Source organism: Labilibaculum sp. DW002, assembly GCF_029029525.1.
In the GTDB taxonomy this organism is placed as follows: Bacteria; Bacteroidota; Bacteroidia; order Bacteroidales; family Marinifilaceae; genus Paralabilibaculum; species Paralabilibaculum antarcticum.
In genome coordinates this window covers 72,753-89,790 of record NZ_JAKJSC010000004.1, presented here as the reverse complement: position 1 = coordinate 89,790, position 17,038 = coordinate 72,753, and the positions used below count along the sequence as shown (strand labels likewise).

Genomic DNA, 17,038 nt, shown 5'->3' with positions numbered 1-17,038 from the left:
ACAAAACAATCATTTCTTAGCAAAAGATTTAATAAGGAAGAATTGCGATACCGATTATTAATTTGCAGAAGCTTTTTTGCGCTTCGCTTTAAAGATCCTGTCAGCGTCGAAGGCCTGTAAGCGTTTTAGTAACTAGGCTGCAGAAACCGCCTTAAGAATATAAATAGGAATAGTCTGTAAGTACTTAAAATCCTGACAGCGATATAAAATAATTTTCACAAAACAGCCCAAGCTGGTAGCTTGGGCTGTGTGGATTTTAAGAAAATTATAAAAGGATTACTTATTCTTGTATTTCTTTTGCAAGGCATTAAGAAAATGTCTTAGGTACTGATCCAAAAAATCTCGATAGGATTTATGGTCCGGCTTACGGAAAAAAGCACTCAACTCATGTTTGCTTATTTTTTTATCTATTAAGGCGAGCATATCTAAAATGTCATCCGATTTCAAGTTCAATGCAATTTTCAGTTTCTTAAGAATCATATTATTGCTTAAAGGATCTTCTGCCTCTGGCAAAGGACCTTCTCTTTTCCCGCGTTTTTCAATGATCAATCCGTTAAGGAAAGTGGCCAGTTCTTTATCTGTAATTTCTATTAATAAAGGGTCGTCTTCTCTTTTTAACCAGTCACTTAAATCCGCTCTACTGACATCGTGATTGGCTAATTTAAAAAGCGTAATCATTTTAGAATCACTATAATCAAACATGTAGCGAACACGTCGTAATATATCATTATTGGTCATATTGTCTTTTGTTTAATTTTCACTTCGTTTCTATTTTCCGAATATAAGACCTTTGCTAATTGTTCGGCAGCGGTAGTGATAAACACTAGTTATATTCTGGCCCCCGAAACTACAAAACAAAAAGTGCTTAGCAAAAGATTTAATCCGCAAAGAATAGCTAAATACTGACAGGCTTGAAGATCTGAGCGTCTTTCCCTTCTTTAAAATGAATAGGATAATCCGAAAAGTAAATCGTAACTAAATTGATTCATGGAAAGCGTATTATATGCATTGTCTTCTATCATAGAAGGACCAAAACTACTACTTTCCAACAGGTTACCCTGAAGGGTAAGGATTCCTTTTAAGGAACTGTTTTCGCGCCCAAAAAGCAAGCTTGAAAAGTACCCAACTTTTAAAATCTTTATATCTCCGTATGCAAGCTCTGCATGACAGCCAAGTCGGTATTGAAAAACATTATTGATCGGTTTGGTGAGGTAACCTCCTGTGATGGTAAAGCCAGCAGCCTTAAATTTTTCTGTTAGTAGGTTCATACTTTTGGGTACATAGCCACTACTCTTTTGCTCCAAAGCACCTTTGGATTCTGTTTGATAATAGGAAAGTTCAAAACTTCCAAAAAAATCTTTTGCACTAAGATCGTACCTTGCATCTTTTCCCCAAAGCAATGAGTATTTGAGGATGTCGGAATACAGGCTAAATGTATCTCCAGTACTTAATTCATTGCCTTGTTCATCAAATATTAATACTTTTTTATCATCTACCGCATATTCTAGCGAGTACTTGTATTTCGATATGCCAACTGCAGGCATAAATCCGGTAGCCTTCCCAACAAAGAAAGCAAGAGCAGATAAAGTCTTTTGATGATCGTGTTCCTCTTCTGATAAAGTATACCGAGGCACAAAACTATCAGAAGAATACAATCTTACTTGATAATTTCCAATCCAGTAATCTGATAGCGACAAATTTAAAAAGAGTTTTGACATCTTTTTCCCCTCTCCTTCTTCGTTTACCTCTGCACTATAGAGATAAGTATCAGGAGCAGAATTTCCGTATCCTAATTGATATTCAATTTTTGCAGAAAACCTAAGAATTTTTTTTGCTGATTTGGATTTGTCCTGAGCAGAACAAACCGTCGTCAGAATTAAGAAGATTGAAATAAATAATGCTCTCATACTGTATTAGCTGCAATTTGTATATATAGGGTACAACTACGTACTTTACAACACCATTTAAAGCGCATCAGGTACAAGATTGTATTTTCGGTTACGAAACTACAAAACAATGATTGCTTAACAGAATAATTACCAACGAAAAATGAGAATACCTAAAATAAAAAAAACAAGGCAGGGAATCATTTTTGGCTTAAAGATTATTAATATACTACTACTCATATATACTGCTAGGACTGTAACCAAATGCTTTTTTAAAAGCAAAGGAAAAATGAGAGAGGTTCTCAAAACCTACCGAAAGATATACGTCAGTGGTCTTCTGCTTTTCAGCATTTAGTTTATGATGTGCCAAATTCAATCTTTTCTCAGTAAGCCATTTCCCAGGGGTATTCTTAAATATTTTTTTAAAATCTGATTTAAAGGTAGTCAGACTTCTGCCTGTTAAAAAAGCGAACTTTTCCAAGGTTAGATTGTACATGAAATGCTCTTCCATGTATTTTTCCAGGTCTATTTTTCCGATCTCGCTAAATGTACCTAAAACTGAGCTTACTCTTTTATCTACAGTATCAATAATGGTTAAAACTTCTTGTATTTTAATGGCAACTAGTTCATCAGGGAGTTCATCTTGCATATCAAAGTAAGACAGTAAAGAACCAAAAAAACCTTCCAATAAAGGGTCCGGTTTAACAGGTCTTTGCTTCGAAATATTTTCGGCCCAAGTTTCTAATGTGGAGCGATTCAGATAAAATTTACGTAGTTGCTCCTCAGGAAGAACCATCGATACACATTTGAAAGCTTGTCCGTTAACAGGCTTTTTTATGCTTCGATGCAGTTGATTTTTGGATACCAAAACGGTATCGCCTGCTACAAAAGTGAGGGAGTTTTTACCATACGACAAAACAAGTTCTCCAGAATATATAAACGCGACAATATGTTGTGGCGAAATGTATTCCCAAGTGAATTGTTTGTCCATTACGCAAGACATAAAAACCTTGCCTTTGTCTATTACGTTCGGAATATCCATTTAATAAAGATATTAAAATTGTTGGGCAGGGCATTGCCCAAACCCTTTACAATTATTTCATTACTCCTAAATTACTAATAATCCTTGCTGGCCCCTCAGGGAACCAGGTGTTTATTAAAAACACAGGAACAAAGCCAGCCGGAATATAATCGGCCGTAATGGTAATTTTTGTGGTATCAGCATTAACTTTTTCCAGTTCATAAACGAATTTGTAATTCGTTATTCTGTACACATCCGATTTTTTATAATCATCTGATATGGCAATTGCGGTGAAAACAAGTTTGTTGTCCTTTTTCACACGATTAAATTTCACAATTACATCGCTATCAGGTATTGGCCAAGGTGCATCAAATAAGTAAAAGGTAACCCATTCGTTGTCTGATATTTTTCTAATCTCCTCGCTTATTGGGGTGTTTTCCAAAAAGTTTTTATGATTGTTTGAGATTGATAAATAAGCATCTAGTTTATCTAAAGAGGCATTTACATTGCGCTGGGCACTGTAATAAAAGTGTCTTCCCTCCTTCTCTTTTACCGTTTCGTACTTAACTGTGGCTTTACCATCTTTGGTGATTTCAGTTTTATAATTTCGGCCTTGCGAGAAAACGTTATAGGAGATTAATAAAATTACCAATGAGCTAATTATTTTTATTCTGTTCATATTTTCTTCTTGATTTTTATCTAGCTGTTAATTTGCTTTTTGTTCTAGGACTAATTGTTCTTTATAAGCTTTAATTCTGGCGTGAGCAGTGCCATCTACCAATAAAATAACAATCATCATAGCAATGGTTGTAATGCTAATTGCCTGCCAAAATGGAGTATTGATAAAAATAATTAGCAAGGCAGCTGCAACGATTATAAGTGGAATAATCCTGAAAACTATGCTTTTGTATTCTTTTAAAGTTTTATCAGCACGAACAATTTCAGATTCTACAAAAGCTGAAGCATCTTGATGATATTCGTCTGCAAAGTTCGAAATTCTCGATTTGTTGGTATAAAATAATCCAAACCCAATGGTCAAAAGTAAAGAACCGGCTACCAAGCTGGGGATGATGTATGCTTTTGCTATATCTGTTTTTCCCAATTGCCAAAATCCGATACCTGCCAGCACAAGCATTATTCCGAATAGGATGAAAAATACAGATGAAAAAACTTCGGCTTTTGCCCAATCTGTTGCTATTTTTAAGATATCCATATCCTCAAATTTAAAAGTTCCACTTACAAGCTGTTTGCTTCTCCGAAACAGCCCATAATTTTACTGCAAGCTCCCTGTCCAATACAAACGACTCCAATTTACACGCACCTACAGGACCAACCCAATTATTCCTTTTTGTAGGACCATAATAAGCCTTCTGATCCAATCCATCTTCTGTGGCACACATTACTTCCGGATAAGCACCTTTTTCGGCTGATTGTACCATTGGAGAATTTGAAAGGATAGTCCACATTATCCGTGTCATTAAAGGAGTATCTTTATTAATAAGTGATGTTTTAGAAGCACCTGGATGACAGACATAAACCTTGACATCTTTGTTTGCTTCTTTTATTCGATTTTGCAGTTCATAGGCGAAAATCATCTGAGCCAATTTACTATGGCAATAGGTATTGTTAGGATGGTAATTCTTGTCCCAATTCATATCGTCAAACTGAATCGTCTTCAGTCCCATTTTATAACCTTCACTTGCAACAACAACAATTCTTTTTCCGCCTTGTTCTACTTTATTAAATAGCAGCTTAGTCAATAAAAAATGCCCATAATGATTTATTCCCAATTGGCTTTCAAAACCGTCAAGTGTAAATGATTGCTTAGCTACTTGTGCAACAGCAGCATTACAAATTAATGCCTCAATTTTAGGTATGGTTTTGATTACTTCTTTTGCGGCATTGCTAACAGAAGAAAGCTCGGCCAAATCCATTTTAATAAATGAAACTTTAGCTTTTGCTCCAAATTGAGCTTTAAGATCATCGATTGCTTTATAGGATTTTTCTTCACTGCGGTTAAGCATAAGCACCTCAGCACCTTTACTCAATAATATCTTGGTAGCTTCGAAACCAGCCCCTGTGTTTGCTCCTGTTATCACAACGGTTTTTCCGCTTAAATTTCCTAAGCTTAACGGAGTCCATCCCTTATTCCCAATTTTATCTTTACTCATATTATCTTTTTTAGAAGCACATTCGCTTCGATTAATATGCTGTAAAGGTCTTGAGAAATCTGTTATTTTATTTTGTTTAAAAGTCGTTTTTTATTTGTTTAAAAGTTACGATACTTTTTGTTTTTGAATATTCGGCAATTGAAACAAAACAAAACCCCGAGCTTTTGGCTCGGGTTAAGTTAAAATAGTAACAAGTTTTTAGGAATACTAAACAAGAAATATTGACAAAATAGAGATTAATGCAAAAAAGAGTTTCAAATTATAAAACTCTCACTAAACTTCTATTTTACGTAAATCTAGAATAACATTTTCTTTATCCATTGCCATAACAAACTAGCACCTATAGCTATGCCAGCAGCCAATCCATTAAAAAGAAAATCAGTCATATCAAAAACTCTGTTGGGAATAAAAACCTGAATAAACTCATCAAAAACACCAATTATTAAAGATAAAAGCAGTGCAAGTATTGTAATGTATAAGCCTTTATGCTTGTCTTGATAACGCACAATTAATGCTCTATGTATAAATATGGTAAGTACAGAATACTCTATTAAGTGAGTGCGTTCGGCGAGCCCTAAACGTAGAAATAACATCAGAAATACAGCCACAATACCCAACACATTTACAATGTCGTTTTGGGCTAATTTTCTTCTAAAGGCATGCAAAATAATAGTTGTACCTATTATTCCCATGCACAAAATAAACAGCAATGCTTGCGAATTTTCATTCCCCAATAATCGAAATAAAGGATATGCAAATATCAGGCTCGACAAAATAGCCATCCAAACCAATAAAGCATAAAACCATAATTTTTTTTCCCTTGCTGATGTAAATAAAGACATATTGTAACGCAGTTTTGTATTTTCTTTAATTTACATCTTTTATGGCAAATATCAATTAACATTCCCAAAACCTAAGCCCGTTAGCGGTGGATATAATAAGCAACTACTTCCCTTTGTGGAATCTTAGCTTGAAAAAAGTCCAAACTAAGAGCTTGGCATTGTTGTATCGGAATCGTAAGAGATTAAAATACAATTCCTTTTCGGATTAACACTCAGCCAAATTCACACCATTTTTGGGTGGTAATTAATTTTAAAAGTTTCACTTTTATCAATTTAATTTGTTTTTTGAAACTTTTTATTTAACTTCACAAAAGAATTTACAAGTAATAAGAGAAATGACATCAAAGGGAAACATATCAAAATCTGAGCATATTGATTGGAAATACATTCCACTTGCTATTCAAAAGCTAGAATTGGATGAAAAATACAAAATAGCTCTAATTGTTGCTTTTGGGTGTTTTTTTGGTCTTAGGTTAAAAAGTATATTAACAATTAGATGGGAAGATATACTAAACAAAGAATCTTTCGAGCTTAAAGATAAAAACAAGGAAAGAACCATCTTTATTATAGATGACATTCGAAACCTTATTAATAGGATTTATATAAAACTGGGATCTCCAGAACTTAATCAGTACATATTTTTAAATAATACGGGTAAACAAGTCTTATCCTCGCAATATGTCAACAAACAAGTCAAATTGCTTTTTACCAAATACGAAATACCTTATCAAAACTTATCCTCAGATAGTTTTTTAAAGACCTTCTGCATTAAGTTTTTAGAATCAAAAGATTTCTCTATCGAAGCCAAAAAATGGATTTCCAGATTATTGGGGCATGCTTCGTGGACAATTACGACCAACTTTTTGGGCTACTCAAGTAGCTCCGAAGACAAGGATAACTATAATTCATTCTCCATGGATATGGGCTTTTAACATGGCAAAAAAGCATTGAAAATTAAACCTAAGCCATCGTGGCTTAAGCGTAAATATTATACCCAAATATTAATTAATAAAACTTTAAAAATGGAAACTGTATCAATCATTATTATTATCGTATTCGCGATCGTATTTTTCGTATTTTCCTTGATCATCGTGAAACAAAAACAAGCTAAAATTATACAACGTTTAGGTAAGTTTCAATCGGTACGCCGAGCAGGTATCAGCTTTAGAATCCCTATTATCGATCAAGTTGCAGGGGTTCAAAACCTACAAATACAAGAACTGCGTGTTCCTGTTGAAACTATCACTCAAGATAAAGTAACCTTGAAGATTGAGGTTGCCATTCAATACCTTATTAAGGCAGATATGGAAAGTATTCAGAATTCTTTCTATGAACTTGCGGACTCTACTGCACAAATAGAATCCTTTGTTTTTGATGCCGTAAGAGCTGAGGTTCCAAAGATGGAATTGGATATGGTTTACGAAAACAAAGATAATATTGCAAATACTGTAATGGAAGGTTTGAATTCATTATTATCCAGTTACGGCTTTGATATAAAAAAGACTTTGGTTGTAGATATTTTACCAGATTCTAAGGTCGTAGACGCTATGAATGCGATTAACGAGCAGAAAAGATTGCGCCAAGCTGCGGAAGAAAAAGGTGAAGCTGATAAAATCTTAATTATTAAAGCTGCTGAAGCTGAAAAAGAAAGTAAGAAATTACAAGGTGAAGGTGTAGCTCTGCAGCAAATGGCCGTTTTAAAAGGACGTGAAAAAGCGATTAAGGACTTAACCGTAGGAACTAATATGCAAATTAAGGACGCTACAGAACTGGTAATGAAACTGATTGATCAGGATACACTAATCAGTATGGGAGAAAAAAACCAAAATGTCATCTTTATGACTTCTGATTTAGGCATGAAAGGAAAAGTGATGGAGGCTATGGTTGGAGCTGATGTTGTTACGAATCATCAGAAAAATTAAAGTTCGAACAGTAATATAACTTTACTAAAAAACAACGCCCTTTTGCTTCGCTAGCAAGAGGGCGTTTTAAATATAAAATAGGTTTAGAAAAAAGGACCAAGCTGTATGCTTGGCCAACGAATCTAAAAGCCTGCTCCTCAGGCATTTCGAGCTTATCGATCGCGTTCTACTTGCAGAAAATACGCTTCACGCACAAATACATCAATCCAATATATTCTTGCAAAACTGACAAATTACAAAGCTTCTTTGCTATGAATTGAAAATCGACGAAGTCAAATTTATATTTACGACTCAAGATTCATGTACTTAGAATGTCATAAAAAGGCTTTGGTTTGCATTCACAAAACACGAGCTACAAGCTCTCGCTAGCGGGGGTATTTAGGTAGAAATATCTCTACTATTCATCACAAAATTTATCATCCCTCCATCTCAATGCATTATTTATAATATAATCTCTAATTCTCTGTAGGCTTTCATCATTCCGAATGATGTGATCGTGGAATCGACTCTGCCATGCAAAATTGGTGTGAATTTTTCTGGCGTTTATCGTACATATTCGTTTATATTGATTGATAATAACCCCCAAGGATCCAGGGTTCCATTTTTCCGATGCCATTGTGATGGTAGAGACGCCCAAATTGGGCGTCTCTACGTTACGTTTATCATTATATCCCCCATCATTAGGTTTGTTGATTATGATGATGCCATGCACATGATTTGGCATGATTACAAATTCATCCAATTCGACAAATGGAAAATGATTGGGTATTTCCTTCCAAAATTTATTTGCCAAACGTCCTATTTCGGATAATTGCATTTCCCCATTTACAATATCACCAAAATACAATTCACGATTCGCCGTACAAATGGTAACGAAATACAAACCATTGTTTGAATAATCCCAATTTTGTAGGCGAGCTGACTTTATTCGATATTTGCCTTGAAACTTATCTGACATGATTGACTTCAACTTGAGAATTGGCTTGTTTGTCCAGATTACAATCGGGATAAAACTGCGCACAAGACACATGCATTATGGTATTTGTCTTCATTATTATTTAGAAATATTTAATTTACCTCATAAATGCCAGTATCACCAGTCTCCAAATATTTTTGAATGATATCTATTTCATGGAGTGCTTCGCTTTTTGTTTTATAATACCCTACAACTTTTACATTAGAAGTCCCTGCAATACTGCCTACAATAGCAAACTTCAACTTTCCTCCATAGTTTCTAGTAATTGAAAAACTTGAAGATTGCATCAACATTTCTTTATCTTGAGATCTTATCCACATAATATTATAATTAAAAATTTGCACACATCTTAATCAACCGATGCGTATGGTCTTTCATGCTTATTATCAATTGAAAATCTAAGAAGTCAAATTCGTATTTACAACTCAAAATTCATGTACTTATAATGTGATAAAAAAGGCTTTGGTTTGCATTCGCAAAGCACGAGCTACAAGCTCGCGCTAGCGGGGGCACTAAAATTAAGCATAAATCCCAGTAAACAGTATTAATAATAGCACAAAACTATTAATCAAAATTAAATAAGAATGACTCTACATAAGTGTTTCATAAAAAACATTACGGGATAAAAATTCAATGAAGCAATCTGCACAAAGTATATTTAACATGACACAATGTCCACATTACGCTTACAGCATGAGTTTTACCACTCGCATTGCCAATTTTTTTTCTTGCAGAGCCAATTTTACCATCCACAAGGTTCATCTCACCTTTACAGACTTAATTTTACTATCTTCAAAATAGATTTTACCGTTCACAATATCCATCCTAAGCTGCAATCGACTATTTCACCATAACACATACAATTCAAATCTTATTTATTAACATTTATTTTATTTTACTTTATAATTTCATTATATGATTCTAAAATAGCTAAACGTCGCCTCTATAAAATACAAAAGCCGACTCTTACGAGTCAGTTTATTGAAAGCCAAAAAGCTCAAACTCCTATGGAGAATGGGCTTTGTTTCGTTTGTAATTCTTACAAAAGTATATTTATAACCTTATTATCGACTAATAAACATTTATTATGCTTAGCACTTAAAACTACTAAACAATAAATAATCATTCCGTAAATAAAACATTAAGTCACCCGCTAAGCTTCTAATCTGTTATCATTTAGCTATTAATTAGTTATCCTTATTAATTAGGAGTATCTTTGCGACGGATTACTAATCTTTTAGTATCAATCATTCACTATCATTTTTGTTGATGAGCTCTCAAAGCACAAATCATCACATTAGCAGACTTCATACTTATAGTTGAATTATCAGCAAACTAGTCCAAACATCAGAGTGCTAATATTTAGTACGCTAGGTGCTTAAATCGCGTTTAGTTTTTTTTGATGATACCAATACATATTATATGAATTCTGATTCAGATAATTATTGTGGTCAAAATCGCATAACTACAGCATTACTTCTTGCGGCTGGTACTGGAAGCCGCCTTTTCCCATTAACACAAAATTCCCCAAAATGTCTTACTCTTGTAAATGATAAATCGATACTAGAGAGACTTGTCACCAACCTAAAAAAACAAGGTTTTAAAAAGCTTGTAATCGTTACAGGCCACCTAAAAGAGTGTATCATGGATTATCTTGGTGAAAAATCAGGAGATTTATGTATTGAATACATTCACAGTCCTTTGTACAAAACAACAAACAACATTTATTCGCTTTGGATGGCTCGTAACGCAATAAAGGAGCCATTTGTACTTTTCGAAAGTGATTTGGTATTGAACTCTGCTTTACTAGATGATATGGTTTATCCAGATCGGATGGCTGTAGCTCTTATGCAACCTTGGTTAGATGGCACAACAGTTTCTCTTGACAAGGCCAAGAAAGTTACCAAATTTCAAAAAGGCACCACTGAATCCTATTCCGATACTCGATACAAAACCGTTAACATCTACAGCTTTTCTCTTCCATCATGGCAAGCAATTGTTAAGAGGTTAAATCAGCATATCGATGCGGGTAATGTTAACTGTTATTATGAAACTGTTTTATCTGAAATGGTCGACAATAAAAGCCTTCTGTTTGATTCGGTATCCTTTGACCACAAGCCATGGTACGAAATTGACAACATGAAAGATTTGGCCAAGGCGGAATTGTTATTCCCAAGAAAGTTGGTAAAATCGTCTAAGCATGAAAGTGCAGTGGCATAGTTAATTGAGGAATAGTAATTAAAAGTATTATAAGAAAATGGGAAGCAAATATAAAACACAAGAAGAAAAATACGAATACATCACAAAACAGCATGGAGGTTATTATCGTCACGATTTTACCGACCATGCTTACTTGTACAATTTATATTTTCCGCCTAAGGATGTATTTACACATCTACAAGAAAACATTCACAATTTGGTTCTGAACTACCCAATGGCACAAGATGCATTGGCTGAACTGATTGGTGACTTAATCGATCAACCTACCGAAAGAATCGTTGTTGGAAACGGTGCAGCCGAAATAATAAAAATATTATCGGGAAGTTTAGCAAAAAAAATAATTGTACCTGTACCCTCTTTTAATGAATATGCTAATGCGGCGCCGGAAGGAAAAGCGGTGGAGTTTCCACTTGAATTTCCATCTTTTCAGCTCGATGTAGATAAATTTGCAGCCGAAGCAATTAAAGTTGGTGCAGATATGGCTGTTGTGGTTACACCCAACAACCCAACATCTTTGGTAGTGCCTAAGGCCGATTTAATTCGATTGGCAGAAAAACTAAAGCCCAGCAATTGCATGCTTATTGTCGATGAATCATTTCTTGATTTTGCCGATAAAAAGGAGCAAATAAGCTTGGAGCAGGATATTGACAAATATCCAAACATGGCAATTCTTAAAAGCATGAGTAAAGCTTATGGAATATGTGGCTTACGAATTGGTTATTTATTAACCGCTAATGCAGATTTTGCTCAAGCAGTACGAAATGGCATTCACATCTGGAACATTAATGGATTTGCCGAAGAGTTTCTTCGCATACTTCCTAAATACAAACAAGAATTTGAGGACAGCTGCGAAATAGTTAAAGCAGATAGAGATGCTTTTTACAAGCAATTATGCGCCATCGAAGGAATGACCGTTTTTAAACCCGATGCAAACTATATTTATTGTCGTTTGCCCGATGCAGCTTTAAGTGGACCCGAGGTAACAAAGCGTCTTTTTATTAAGTACAATATTTATATCAAAGATAGTGTTGGGAAAACCCAACCCGATGCAGATAGATACATTCGAATTGCTAGTCGTACCCAAAAGGAAAACAACGCACTTGTTGATGCCTTACTAGATGTCATGTATTAAAAAAGGAAGTAAAATGAATGATAATAAACAAATAAGCGTATTCGGTTTCATTAAAGATTTGCCGAATATTTGCTCTCTTTTAGGCTTACTGAGTGCTGTTACAGCTATTTATTTTGCGATACAAGGTAATTTTCAAGCAGCAATGATTGGCGTTTTGTGGGCGGTACTGTTCGATTGGTACGACGGTATTATTGCACGAAACATGAAAGGCAGAACCAAAATACAAGGTGATTTTGGAGCTGAGTTCGATTCTATGATTGATATTGTGAGCTTTGGTGTTTTTCCTGCTATCGTACTTTTAAGCTATGGAAATTACAGTATTTGGTTCTTACCCGGTGCATTTGTAATTATTGCTGCCAGTGCAGTTCGATTGACTTATTTTAATGTTTACGGACTTATTGATAGCAAAACATACAAAGGCTTTCCGCTAGATAACAATGTGCTTATATTGGCTCTGGTGTTTGCATTTGAAGGCTTTTTTACGCCTTCGGTTTTTTCCATATTGATTTATGCACTCATGATGCTTCTATCGGCTCTAAACTTATCCTCGATTCCTACACCAAAGTTTGGTGGGAAATGGGTTTATGCTCTAGTTGCCTATGTAGTCGTAATGACAGGAGTTTTTGGATGGATATTGATGAATTAAATTTAATTGAAATGAGGGTCGTTAGTTAAGCTTTACTCTAATAGAAATTGCAAATACTAATAGACCTTCTCTTCTTTAAATCGTAGTTTGTCTTTGTCTAAGAATATCCTTATCACATACAAATGCATATTCTTAGTGCCCAAATTTTCATAGTATAAGAACATATTATCGTCGTTTGGATGGTTGCGAGCAGATAAAGTACCACACATGTATTGATCAAATGTATGCCCATAATAGAGATCATTGGTACGCATCAATTCCAGTTCGTGCGTATGACCGCAAAAGATATGTTTGATTTTGTGTTTTTGTACAAAATCGATTAGGGTCGCCGAATTCTTTAAAGGACATTCGTCGGTACCTAAAACAGAATAATGGGTAAGCAATAAAGGAATGTCATATTCTGCCTGTCTAATTACCTTAGAAACAGCTCTTAATACTTTTTCTTCAACGTAACCATCATCGCTGTATAGTTCATTGGAATCGATACTGATAATTAAAACCTTTTTCCCTTTAATATCAATTGTTTTAACAAAATTCACATCGGTAAAATGATCATTTAGCTTCGTTATTTCTAAATTTAGAAAAAGATGTTTCTTACTTGTCTTGATTTTTTTTGAAATGGAAATCATCTTGGAATCATCAATATATTCCTGAAATAATTCATGAGAGCGCATGTTTCTTTTATCATGATTCCCAAGAGTAGAGACGATATTTTCACACTTAATCCCTTTGAGGAACTTGCCTGCTAGAGCATATTCGCTTTCCAAGCCATCTGTTGTATTGTCGCCGGTATTAATCACAATATCAGCATCGAAAGAATTAATTTTTTCGAGTAAAAGCTGATCATTACCGTCCCAGTGCCTTGGGCCAAAATGCAGATCTGATAGATGTAAAATATTCATATCGTATTCCTTATTCGGATTTTTATAAAAACCAGGTTAATACTTTTACTCTACATTCTCGTGTTATAATAAGAAAGCGTTATTTACTAAATGTAATCAATATTGCCCGTTTAAAATTTTTATTTCGAATTGATAAAGGAAAGCACAACTATTTTTTTTGCTGCTATCAAATGAGCAAAGCCTAATATTTACATTTTCTAATCAACAATTTTCTACTTCTTCTAAGATTATTTTCATGGGTCAATACAAATCAACCAGATCCCAATTTTGAGTATACCGACAGTTTTTTAACCAATCGGAATAAACATCCAACACATTGGCATGAACTTATTTTTTTCGAAAATCGAATTCGTAGATAGAATATTCCATTTCGTTGATTGCTTTTTCAAATACCCCAATCTCTCCCTTTCTTTGATTTATCGAGTAAAATCAATCAAATAACTTACTAAAATGGAAAAATTCAGAATCCCGAAAAAGTCAATTGCCTTTGCAGTATCGGCATGCATAGTATCCAGTCTATTGTTTACATCTTGCGAAAATGATGATAGCGATGATGAGAATCCTACAGAAACAACCGAATTCAGTTATTTACAAATTGCTTCTGGACAAACTACCCTATATGATAATGATGGCGCTGTTGTTTCATCATTAAGCGTAGGTGATGATTTCTACGGACAAGATGCCAACTACCTGAAAGGAAAAAGCATGAGCTATACGGATCATGGTAATGAAACAGTTACCGATAACAATACTGGTTTAATGTGGCAGCAAATTCCAACAACCGACGAATTTACATGGCAAGAGGCGGTTGATTATTGTAACGAATTGGAACTTGGTGGTTACGACGATTGGAGAATGCCAAGCTTGAAAGAACTTTTCTCGATTAGTGATTTTTCATCTGGGTGGCCATATATCGATACCGACTATTTTAAGCTTGCCAGTGGCGAAGTTTCAAAAGACGAACAATTTTGGTCGAGCAACTATTATGTAGGTTCAACAGTTGAGGGTGGTTCTAAATCAGCTTTCGGTGTAAACCATGTAACGGGTCACATTAAAGCCTATGCTGCTGAAATGCCAGAAGGTGAAGTTGGTGGTGGCAATGATGGAGCTCCTGGTGATGGTGAAGCTCCAGAAGATGGAACTCCTCCTCCTGGAGATGGTAATGCTGCTCCAACAGGAAATCCTTTAGCAAAATATGTTCGTGCCGTTCGTGGAGACGAATATGGAATTAATAAATACACCAAAAACGATGATGGCACCATAACAGATAGTGCTTCTGGTTTAATGTGGGCGCAAGCTGATAATGGCGAAGCAATGAACTGGGAAACTGCTTTAGCTTACTGCGAAGCTTCTGAATTAGCTGGACATAGCGATTGGAGAATGCCAAACGTAAAAGAGCTGCAAGGAATTGTTGACTACTCTTACTCGCCAAGTGCTGAAAATTCTGAAAATGTAGGTGCGGCAATCGATCCAATATTTAGCTGTACGCCAATTATTAACGAGGCTGGCAACGACGATTATGGCTATTATTGGACAGGTACATCAGCTAATTTTACATCTGGCGAGCCGTTCTACTACGCATGGTATGTTGCATTTGGCATGGCTGTTAATGGTGAAGGTGAAGATTTTCATGGTGCAGGTGGTGTTCGTTTCGATACCAAATACGAAGGTGGTCCATTAGGCGAAGGTGGTGAAAGATATTACAACTACGTACGTATGGTTCGCGATGCAAACTAAACTACTTTAAAAAGCATATAAAAAAATCCGACAAAGAACTTTTCCTTTGTCGGATTTTTCTAGTACAGTCAACATTCATTTACCAAAGCTTGCTAAAAGTAACTCACCAACTTGATGCCATTAATGCATAAATAAAATCACCATTCTCAAGATTCTGTTGATATTACTTTCAAACCAATACGTTCTCTTTCTGCATCAATACTTAAAACACTTAATTTTAGCTCATCGCCTTTCTTCAAATCCTCTAAGTTATTAGGCATATCGGAAGAATAAACAATACCCGAAAGATCCCATTCCAATTTAACGAAAAGTCCAAAGGGGTAAAATGCTTCAAACTTACCAGTTAAACTATCATTTATCTGATATTCCTGTTCAAATTGCCTCCAAGGATTTGGCAGACATTGCTTTAACCCGAGCGACATTCGATGTTTTGCTTCGTGCACATCCAACACCATCACCTCTATCGTATCACCAACACTTACTAAATGGCCAGGTTGCATATTTTTATTGGTCCAATCCATTTCCGAGACATGAACTATGCCCTCTATGCCTTCTTCAATAAGAACCATACAGCCATAATCGATCACCTTAGTAACTTGCCCTTTCACCCGTTTTCCTTCCGGATATCGTTCCGCTATTCCTACCCACGGATTTTGTGTGCATTGCTTTACTCCCAAACAAATGGACTCTTTTTCTTCGTTTACCTCTAAAACCATAACTTCTATTTTGTCCTCACAACTGACAAAATCTATAGGTTTTAAATTGGTTGTAAGCCAGGCCATATCCTTTAAATGAAGAAGTCCTACAAGCCCCTCCTCAAGTTCAACATAACAGCCATAGCTAAACATTTTGATAACACGACCTGTATGTATTGTGCCTTCTTTATAATTAGAGGCAATTTCTTGCCAAGTTTTGGTTTTATTCATTTGGTACACTACTATTTTTTTATTGATCGAGAAACGAACGAATACAAGTATTTTTTGCATCGCAGCACGAATCTACAAAACAAGGAGCGTGAATAAAAGTTCAAGACTTAAATAAACTCGCATTAAAGCATTCTTGATTTTTCAATACTACTCATACTAGCTGCAACAGCACGATAGGCTTTTACGCACAAAAAACCCGAGGCTGCAGACTCGGGAATTATTTTCTATTTGTTTCATCTAATTCAACTCTTTCTATTGGAAAAAGCATAAACAAGAAAAGCACCAAATACTATTGCCAACACACCAACTATAGGCGCATACGGATTTACATGTGGAATAAGTGAGTTGATAAATGCCTTAAAACTTTCATGACCTATAAAAAAAAGGATGATAGCAGCTAGTACAAACAAGTAGCCAAAAACTTTAATTGCAGCAGGATATAATGATTCTTTAGCAACAACTAAAAATAAAACACCCAAAGCCAATCTCGCCACAATAGCAGTTACATAAAGCGCAGTGCTCTCCATATTATTTTCGATCCAAGCTAAAATAATTTCAGGTTTAATAAGCAAAGAGATCCCCGCAAGAATAATTAGTATCCCGAACAATTTGATAAGTAATTTCATGATCAGATTATTAAAATTGTACACTTCATCC

The 17,038-nt window shown here is 35.1% G+C and carries 18 protein-coding genes; 6 read left to right on the top strand and 12 right to left on the bottom strand.

The window, feature by feature from the left end; all coding sequences use genetic code 11:
* Positions 1–276: 276 nt before the first annotated feature.
* The 7 genes from L3049_RS15725 to L3049_RS15695 form a co-directional block, all read right to left on the bottom strand.
* Positions 277–738, bottom strand: coding sequence for a YehS family protein (locus L3049_RS15725; protein WP_275110774.1), 462 nt, complete (start codon positions 736–738; stop codon positions 277–279).
* Between the two features lie 200 nt (positions 739–938).
* Positions 939–1,907 carry a hypothetical protein gene (locus tag L3049_RS15720; RefSeq protein WP_275110773.1) on the bottom strand — a complete coding sequence of 323 codons (969 nt, stop codon included), beginning with the start codon at positions 1,905–1,907 and terminating at the stop codon, positions 939–941.
* A gap of 211 nt (positions 1,908–2,118) precedes the next feature.
* Entirely contained in the window at positions 2,119–2,928 is an 810-nt protein-coding gene (locus L3049_RS15715) for a helix-turn-helix domain-containing protein (protein WP_275110772.1), read from the bottom strand.
* A gap of 52 nt (positions 2,929–2,980) precedes the next feature.
* The gene (locus tag L3049_RS15710) at positions 2,981–3,586 is read right to left on the bottom strand and encodes an SRPBCC family protein (protein WP_275110771.1); all 606 of its coding nucleotides are present in this window, start codon (positions 3,584–3,586) and stop codon (positions 2,981–2,983) included.
* A gap of 27 nt (positions 3,587–3,613) precedes the next feature.
* On the bottom strand, positions 3,614–4,120 hold the full coding sequence (locus tag L3049_RS15705; protein WP_275110770.1) for a hypothetical protein: 507 nt from the start codon (positions 4,118–4,120) through the stop codon (positions 3,614–3,616).
* 10 nt (positions 4,121–4,130) lie between these two features.
* On the bottom strand, positions 4,131–5,078 hold the full coding sequence (locus L3049_RS15700; protein ID WP_275110769.1) for an SDR family oxidoreductase: 948 nt from the start codon (positions 5,076–5,078) through the stop codon (positions 4,131–4,133).
* A 296-nt stretch (positions 5,079–5,374) separates the two neighbouring features.
* Complete coding sequence (locus L3049_RS15695; protein WP_275110768.1) at positions 5,375–5,920, bottom strand: VanZ family protein; 546 nt, start codon at positions 5,918–5,920, stop codon at positions 5,375–5,377.
* A 335-nt stretch (positions 5,921–6,255) separates the two neighbouring features.
* Between L3049_RS15695 and L3049_RS15690 the strand changes: the two genes are divergently transcribed.
* Together L3049_RS15690 and L3049_RS15685 are read left to right on the top strand one after the other, a co-directional pair.
* The gene (locus tag L3049_RS15690; RefSeq protein ID WP_275110767.1) at positions 6,256–6,852 is read left to right on the top strand and encodes a tyrosine-type recombinase/integrase; all 597 of its coding nucleotides are present in this window, start codon (positions 6,256–6,258) and stop codon (positions 6,850–6,852) included.
* Between the two features lie 90 nt (positions 6,853–6,942).
* A complete protein-coding gene (locus tag L3049_RS15685; protein WP_275110766.1) occupies positions 6,943–7,842 on the top strand; it encodes an SPFH domain-containing protein in 900 nt (299 codons plus the stop codon).
* A gap of 397 nt (positions 7,843–8,239) precedes the next feature.
* On the opposite strand, the gene L3049_RS15680 is transcribed toward L3049_RS15685, so the two are convergent.
* Together L3049_RS15680 and L3049_RS15675 are read right to left on the bottom strand one after the other, a co-directional pair.
* Entirely contained in the window at positions 8,240–8,800 is a 561-nt protein-coding gene (locus tag L3049_RS15680; protein WP_275110765.1) for a transposase, read from the bottom strand.
* Between the two features lie 110 nt (positions 8,801–8,910).
* Positions 8,911–9,138 (bottom strand): hypothetical protein, encoded by a 228-nt coding sequence (locus L3049_RS15675; protein WP_275110764.1) that lies wholly within the window; start codon positions 9,136–9,138, stop codon positions 8,911–8,913.
* 1,102 nt (positions 9,139–10,240) lie between these two features.
* On the opposite strand from L3049_RS15675, the gene L3049_RS15670 reads away from it, so the two are divergent.
* Genes L3049_RS15670 through L3049_RS15660 form a run of 3 tightly spaced genes read left to right on the top strand, consistent with a single transcriptional unit; the run spans position 10,241 to position 12,816 of the window.
* Complete coding sequence (locus tag L3049_RS15670; RefSeq protein WP_275110763.1) at positions 10,241–11,038, top strand: phosphocholine cytidylyltransferase family protein; 798 nt, start codon at positions 10,241–10,243, stop codon at positions 11,036–11,038.
* Between the two features lie 37 nt (positions 11,039–11,075).
* A complete protein-coding gene (locus L3049_RS15665; RefSeq protein ID WP_275110762.1) occupies positions 11,076–12,170 on the top strand; it encodes a pyridoxal phosphate-dependent aminotransferase in 1,095 nt (364 codons plus the stop codon).
* A 13-nt stretch (positions 12,171–12,183) separates the two neighbouring features.
* Positions 12,184–12,816: a CDP-alcohol phosphatidyltransferase family protein gene (locus L3049_RS15660; RefSeq protein ID WP_275110761.1), complete on the top strand. Its 633-nt coding sequence runs from the start codon at positions 12,184–12,186 to the stop codon at positions 12,814–12,816.
* A 56-nt stretch (positions 12,817–12,872) separates the two neighbouring features.
* Here L3049_RS15660 and L3049_RS15655 read toward each other — a convergent pair whose 3' ends face one another.
* Positions 12,873–13,718: a metallophosphoesterase family protein gene (locus L3049_RS15655; protein WP_275110760.1), complete on the bottom strand. Its 846-nt coding sequence runs from the start codon at positions 13,716–13,718 to the stop codon at positions 12,873–12,875.
* Between the two features lie 450 nt (positions 13,719–14,168).
* Between L3049_RS15655 and L3049_RS15650 the strand changes: the two genes are divergently transcribed.
* Positions 14,169–15,455, top strand: a complete 1,287-nt coding sequence (locus tag L3049_RS15650; protein ID WP_275110759.1) for an Lcl C-terminal domain-containing protein — start codon at positions 14,169–14,171, stop codon at positions 15,453–15,455.
* A gap of 146 nt (positions 15,456–15,601) precedes the next feature.
* On the opposite strand, the gene L3049_RS15645 is transcribed toward L3049_RS15650, so the two are convergent.
* Both L3049_RS15645 and L3049_RS15640 read right to left on the bottom strand, forming a co-directional pair.
* Positions 15,602–16,441 carry a S1 RNA-binding domain-containing protein gene (locus L3049_RS15645; RefSeq protein WP_275110758.1) on the bottom strand — a complete coding sequence of 280 codons (840 nt, stop codon included), beginning with the start codon at positions 16,439–16,441 and terminating at the stop codon, positions 15,602–15,604.
* A gap of 182 nt (positions 16,442–16,623) precedes the next feature.
* Entirely contained in the window at positions 16,624–17,007 is a 384-nt protein-coding gene (locus L3049_RS15640) for a hypothetical protein (RefSeq protein WP_275110757.1), read from the bottom strand.
* Positions 17,008–17,038: the final 31 nt, after the last annotated feature.

Excerpts from the sequence above, each read along its gene's own strand:
- L3049_RS15725 (WP_275110774.1), bottom strand. The coding sequence starts at position 738 with ATGACCAATAATGATATATTACGACGTGTTCGCTACATGTTTGATTAT.
- L3049_RS15720 (WP_275110773.1), bottom strand. The coding sequence starts at position 1,907 with ATGAGAGCATTATTTATTTCAATCTTCTTAATTCTGACGACGGTTTGT.
- L3049_RS15715 (WP_275110772.1), bottom strand. The coding sequence starts at position 2,928 with ATGGATATTCCGAACGTAATAGACAAAGGCAAGGTTTTTATGTCTTGC.
- L3049_RS15710 (WP_275110771.1), bottom strand. The coding sequence starts at position 3,586 with ATGAACAGAATAAAAATAATTAGCTCATTGGTAATTTTATTAATCTCC.
- L3049_RS15705 (WP_275110770.1), bottom strand. The coding sequence starts at position 4,120 with ATGGATATCTTAAAAATAGCAACAGATTGGGCAAAAGCCGAAGTTTTT.
- L3049_RS15700 (WP_275110769.1), bottom strand. The coding sequence starts at position 5,078 with ATGAGTAAAGATAAAATTGGGAATAAGGGATGGACTCCGTTAAGCTTA.
- L3049_RS15695 (WP_275110768.1), bottom strand. The coding sequence starts at position 5,920 with ATGTCTTTATTTACATCAGCAAGGGAAAAAAAATTATGGTTTTATGCT.
- L3049_RS15690 (WP_275110767.1), top strand. The coding sequence starts at position 6,256 with ATGACATCAAAGGGAAACATATCAAAATCTGAGCATATTGATTGGAAA.
- L3049_RS15685 (WP_275110766.1), top strand. The coding sequence starts at position 6,943 with ATGGAAACTGTATCAATCATTATTATTATCGTATTCGCGATCGTATTT.
- L3049_RS15680 (WP_275110765.1), bottom strand. The coding sequence starts at position 8,800 with ATGTCAGATAAGTTTCAAGGCAAATATCGAATAAAGTCAGCTCGCCTA.
- L3049_RS15675 (WP_275110764.1), bottom strand. The coding sequence starts at position 9,138 with ATGTGGATAAGATCTCAAGATAAAGAAATGTTGATGCAATCTTCAAGT.
- L3049_RS15670 (WP_275110763.1), top strand. The coding sequence starts at position 10,241 with ATGAATTCTGATTCAGATAATTATTGTGGTCAAAATCGCATAACTACA.
- L3049_RS15665 (WP_275110762.1), top strand. The coding sequence starts at position 11,076 with ATGGGAAGCAAATATAAAACACAAGAAGAAAAATACGAATACATCACA.
- L3049_RS15660 (WP_275110761.1), top strand. The coding sequence starts at position 12,184 with ATGAATGATAATAAACAAATAAGCGTATTCGGTTTCATTAAAGATTTG.
- L3049_RS15655 (WP_275110760.1), bottom strand. The coding sequence starts at position 13,718 with ATGAATATTTTACATCTATCAGATCTGCATTTTGGCCCAAGGCACTGG.
- L3049_RS15650 (WP_275110759.1), top strand. The coding sequence starts at position 14,169 with ATGGAAAAATTCAGAATCCCGAAAAAGTCAATTGCCTTTGCAGTATCG.
- L3049_RS15645 (WP_275110758.1), bottom strand. The coding sequence starts at position 16,441 with ATGCAAAAAATACTTGTATTCGTTCGTTTCTCGATCAATAAAAAAATA.
- L3049_RS15640 (WP_275110757.1), bottom strand. The coding sequence starts at position 17,007 with ATGAAATTACTTATCAAATTGTTCGGGATACTAATTATTCTTGCGGGG.